This is a genomic window from Hyphomonas sp. (assembly GCF_037969335.1).
Lineage (GTDB): Bacteria > Pseudomonadota > Alphaproteobacteria > Caulobacterales > Hyphomonadaceae > Hyphomonas.
Map to the genome: position 1 here is coordinate 1 of NZ_JBBKXE010000019.1, position 4,995 is coordinate 4,995.

The following is a 4,995-nucleotide window of genomic DNA, read 5'->3' on the forward strand; positions in this document are numbered from 1 at the left end:
GCGACAGCCGTTTACCGGATCGTGTCGGCCTAGGCCTACATCGGCGTATCGCGCAGTTTCAACAGGTCCGGGAATTCAGGGTCGCGCTTTTCGGCCCGGGCTGCGAAGGCTTCCTGCATGTGCGGCGGCGGGATCATGCCGGCATTCCAGACACCGATATAATCCAGCGTGTCAGCGGTGTTGTGATCGCGGCCGTAATTGATCATCGTCTTGCAACCGGTCACCGTCAGCGGATCCTTCGACGCGATTTCCTTGGCGGTCGCCAGAACGTGAGCCAGCACGTCCTCATGCGTATCGAAGACGTCGTTGACGAGCCCGATTTCCTTGGCCTTGGCGGAATCGATGCGGCGGCCCGTATAGGCCATTTCCTTGACCCAGCCCTCGGGGATGTAGCGCTGCAGGCGCGGGAAGGTGCCGACATCGGCGGTCATTGCGATGTTGGTTTCCATGATGGTGAAGAAGGCGTCCTTCGTGCACCAGCGAATGTCGCCTGCGGAGATCATGTCGATGGCGCCACCGATGACGCCGCCCTGCAGGGCGAACAGGACCGGGACACGAGCCTCTTCCAGTGCGTTGAAGCTGGACTGGATCTGGCGGATGTTGGAGCGGAAGGCTTCGGCGGCAACTTAGCGGTCGACCTTGCCGCCACCTTCGCCCGAGCCGAATACCGCGAGGTCCATACCGGCCGAGAAATGCTTGCCGGTCGATGAGATGACGATGCAGCGCGCCCGCGCATTCATGTCGATATCGCGGACGATGGCAGGCAGTTCGTTCCAGAAGGCCTTGTTCATCGTGTTCATCGCCTCGGGGCGATTCATCTTGATGTGGGCGACCTTGTCTTCGATCGTGACGGCGAAGGCTTCGTATGTTTTCTGCAGCATGGATGCGGTTCCTCGATTTTGCCGAAGACTAGCACAGGACCGGACGGGGGCCAGATGTGACGCCGCGAAAGCCTCAGGCGAGGACGGACTCGGCCTTGTTGGGCCGCATCAACAGGGTCGTGATGGCGTCATCGACGCTGATATCGCCTTCGATGACGGCGGCCACGGCGGCGCAGATCGGCATATCGACGCCGTGCTTGGCGGCGAGCTTGCGCAGGACCGGGGCGGTGGCGACGCCTTCCGTGACGCTGTTGCGGGCGGCCATGATGCTGTCGAGGCTCTCACCGCGCCCCAGGGCAAGGCCGCAGCTCATGTTGCGCGAGGTTTCCGACGAACAGGTGAGCACGAGGTCGCCGAGGCCGGACAGGCCGGCCATGGTTTCGCGCTCGGCGCCGAGGGCGAGCGCGAGCCGGGTCATTTCCGCGCTGCCGCGAGCGATCAGGGCGGCATGGGCCGACCGGCCGAGCCCCTTGCCGAGCGCGATGCCACACGCAATGGCGAGCACGTTCTTCACCGCGCCGCCAATTTCTGCGCCGAGCAGGTCACTGGCGAGATAGGGCCGGAAAGTGGGGGTTGAGATAGCCTGGATGAGTTCGGCGCCGATGGCTTCGTCCTCGACGGCCAGTGTCACCGCCGTCGGCAGGCCCTTGGCGACATCAATGGCGAAGCTCGGGCCGGACATGACGGCGGGGCTGGCCTCGGGCAGTTCCGCGGCAAGGACATCGGTCATGAAGTCGCCGGTAGCGAGTTCGATACCTTTCGAGCAGAGGACCACCGGGGTTCCGGGCTTGATATGGCCCTTCAGCGCGGCCAGCGTGGTGCGTGTGTGCTGGGCCGGAGCGACCGCGAACAGGGCGTCCTGATCGTAGAGATCGGACAGGCTGGTCGTGGCGCGCAACGCAGGCTTCAGCGGCACGCCCGGCAGGAAGACCGTGTTTTCGTGGGTGTTATTGATGGCTTCGGCGACCTCGGCCTCGAGGCACCACAGGATCACGTCCTGCCCGTCGCGGCAGAGCATCTGGGCGATGGCGGTGCCCCAGGCGCCGCCGCCGATTACGCCTATCCTGTGGAAGTGTGTCGTCATGTGCTGACATTGGGACATGTTGCGATTCCGGGCAAGAGTCCGGTGGCGGTGATCTCAGGCAGGTGGCGCGGCATCAGCATTGAGGTCGACCCGCCTGAAAACCACCATCAGCGCCGCGAGGGCAGCAAAACCGGCACCGGCAAGGAATGTCGCGCCCGCGCCGACCTGGTCCCAGAGCAGGCCAGCGATGACGCTGGCAAAGAGCATCGCGATACCGGTCGCCAGATTGAACAGACCGAAGGCCGAGCCGCGCAGGTGCGCAGGCGCATGGTCGGCGACGAGCTTTGCGAGCAGGCCCTGGGTCATCGCCATGTGCAATCCCCAGAGCGCTGTACCGAGGAAGGCCCCGAACAGTCCCGGGACATAGACAAGGCTGAGGTCGGCAGCGATCAGCGCGAGCAGCCCCAGGAGTAACAGGGTGGCGGCGGGCGTCCGATCCGACAGGATACCTGCCGGATAGGCGCCGAGCGAGTAGACGACATTCATCACCACGAGGACCAGTGGAGCGAGGAGAAGCGGCAGTCCGTCCGCATGTGCCTTGAGGATCAGGAAGGCTTCGCTGAACCGGGCGAGCGTGAAGGCGACCCCGATTGCGACCACCGTCCAGAATGCCGGCGAAAGGCGGCGCAGCGCCTTGAGGTCGATCGGCGGCTTCGCCTGATCGGAGCTGGTCGCCGCATCGGGTTCGCGAACCCCAAGCAGGACGCAGAGGACAGCCAGCATGCCGGGAATGACGGCCACCCAAAACACGGCGCGGATGTTGGAGGCGAAAAGCGCCATGAGCGCGATGGCGAGCAGGGGACCTGCGAAAGCACCGGCGGTATCCATTGCCTGACGCAAGCCGAAGGCGCGCCCTCTGATGTCGGACGGCGTGACGTCAGCGATCAGCGCGTCACGCGGCGCGCCGCGAATGCCCTTGCCGATCCGGTCGGCGAACCGGGCGCCGAGGACGATGAAAGGCCCACCCGCCATGGCGAAGAAGGGCTTGGTGAAGGCGCCGAGGCTGTATCCTAGCAGGATCAGGGGTTTTCGGCGTCCGATCTTGTCGGAGATATATCCGGAAAAGACCTTGGAGATCGCCGCCGTCGACTCCGCGATGCCGTCGATCAATCCAACAAAGGCGACGCTGATGCCGAGGGTTCCCGTCAGGAACAGGGGCAACAGCGAGTGGATCATCTCCGACGAGATGTCCATGAACAGGCTGACCAGGCCGAGTGCCCACACCGTTGGTGGTATGCTGGACCTCGCAGGCCCGGAAGAGGCGAAAGGGGGCTTCATTGCCCGACGCTAGCGGGTCCAACAGGCGATCCCAAGCGCAATCGAGCGCCTCTAGAGGAAATCGAAGGTCCCGACCTCGTCTGCGACAGTGATCTTCACTTTGCGTCCGACGGGGGTCACCTCCTCACGCAGCACGGCCAGGGCCGCAGGTGTCGCATTGGCGAGCGCGCGGCGGCCATCAGCGAGGCGGGCAAAGATGATGCCTTTTTCCGGACCCGCCTTGCCATGTGTGACGGTGAAGGTTTCCAGCGTGCCGTCACAATCGGTGTCACAAAGCGCGACCTGTTCAGTCGGCTTGGCTGCGGGATCAGCAGGCGTGAATGCTTTCGGCTTCGTGGTCGAATAGACACCGACCGCTTCTTTCGTCATCCAGCCGCCATTGGCGAGCACGAGACCAAGCGCGCCGGGCGCGGCGCGCAGCGTGCGCACCATCTCTGCGATTCCATGCAGGGAGTAGTTGTTTCCGGGGCCTCCGAAGAATGGCAAGCCGCCTGTCAGCGTGAAGGCGCGTGTGTCGGTTTTCCAGTCGATGCACATTGCGGCAGTCGACGAGAAAACGGCGCAGGGGAAGCAGGAGTAGAGGTCGAAGTGCAGGATGTCGCTGCTGGTGACGCCGGCTTGCGAAAGCGCGCGATCGATCGCCTGCTCCATCGCCCAGGAACCGTCGAGACGCGGACGCTCGGAAATGTGGTCATCACCTGCTTCGCCGCCGCCGTGGAGGTAAATCCGATTGTGCTGCGGAACGCCGAGTTCATCGGCCTTGGATTCACTCATGACGATGGCGGCAGCGCCCTGGTTCACGGCGTCCTGTGCGATGAACCATTTCAGGAACGGGTCGGCATATTCGTAATTCTCGCGCGAGGGCGTCGCGAGGAAATCGATACTGTGTTCGACCGGGAACTGGGAGAACGGGTTTTTCGCAGCGACGGCAGAAAAGGGCTGGAACAGTTCCGCCATGGCGCGACGGTGCTGGCTGCGAGTGTGGCCTTCGCGGGCCGCAATGGCATTCTCGAACAGGCCGTAGAAATAGGCCGCCGCAATCAGGCCATGCTTTATCTCGCCGCGGCTGAGCAGCATCGGGCCCATGCCGCGATCCTCGAAGGGGGCCGCGTCGTCATCTGCCCAATTGATCTCGACATTGTTGCGCCGGGCGCCCTTGGACGCGCGATTGGCCTCCGAACCGGAGATCAGGGCAACTTCGACTTCGCCGGCATGGATGCGGGCAGCCATTTCATTGACGAGAGCCTGCGGGCTCTGGCCGCCGACGCTTTCATAGATCAGGCGGACGGGCTTGGCGCCCAGGTCGCGGGCGAGCGTGCCGGGCAGGTTGGCGTTGTGGCCGTGGGGGTGCGCCGCGCGGCCGATGGAGTCCTCGAAGATGCGCACGACGGCAATGGTGTCGATGGCGGCGGCAATGTCGCCTGCGCCGCAATTGGCCAGAGCGACCTTTGACGCGTCGCGCATCAGCGACAAGGGCGAAGGTGCGCCGTCGGGGCCGGCTGTGCCATCCCACTGGCTGAGGCTCTGTCCGACGCCGACGAGTACCGGCATATCTCCCTTGGCCATGATGAACCCTCCCTGTTGCAAACTGTTGTCTTTATTGGGCATAGCGCGGCTTGCGCGGTATTTCGAGACGGTACGTTGGGGAAAGCGGTAAATGGTCTCAGACGCGCTCGTTAACGCAAATCCGACGCAGGCATTCGCCGCGACTTCATCGCGTTTCTTTCGGTACAGTCCGAGTTTGCCCGGCAA

The 4,995-nt window shown here is 63.9% G+C and carries 3 protein-coding genes and 1 pseudogene; all 4 read right to left on the bottom strand.

The window, feature by feature from the left end; genetic code table 11:
• Positions 1-35: 35 nt before the first annotated feature.
• The 4 genes and pseudogenes from AADA04_RS01175 to AADA04_RS01190 all read right to left on the bottom strand — a co-directional run bounded on the left by AADA04_RS01175 (position 36) and on the right by AADA04_RS01190 (position 4,809).
• Positions 36-881 (bottom strand): annotated as a pseudogene (locus tag AADA04_RS01175) (crotonase/enoyl-CoA hydratase family protein).
• A 73-nt stretch (positions 882-954) separates the two neighbouring features.
• A complete protein-coding gene (locus AADA04_RS01180) occupies positions 955-1,983 on the bottom strand; it encodes an NAD(P)H-dependent glycerol-3-phosphate dehydrogenase (RefSeq protein ID WP_340691397.1) in 1,029 nt (342 codons plus the stop codon).
• Positions 1,984-2,019: 36 nt separating this feature from the next.
• Positions 2,020-3,189 (bottom strand): MFS transporter, encoded by a 1,170-nt coding sequence (locus tag AADA04_RS01185; protein WP_340691398.1) that lies wholly within the window; start codon positions 3,187-3,189, stop codon positions 2,020-2,022.
• 105 nt (positions 3,190-3,294) lie between these two features.
• Entirely contained in the window at positions 3,295-4,809 is a 1,515-nt protein-coding gene (locus AADA04_RS01190; RefSeq protein ID WP_340691399.1) for an acetyl-CoA acetyltransferase, read from the bottom strand.
• Positions 4,810-4,995 lie beyond the last annotated feature (186 nt).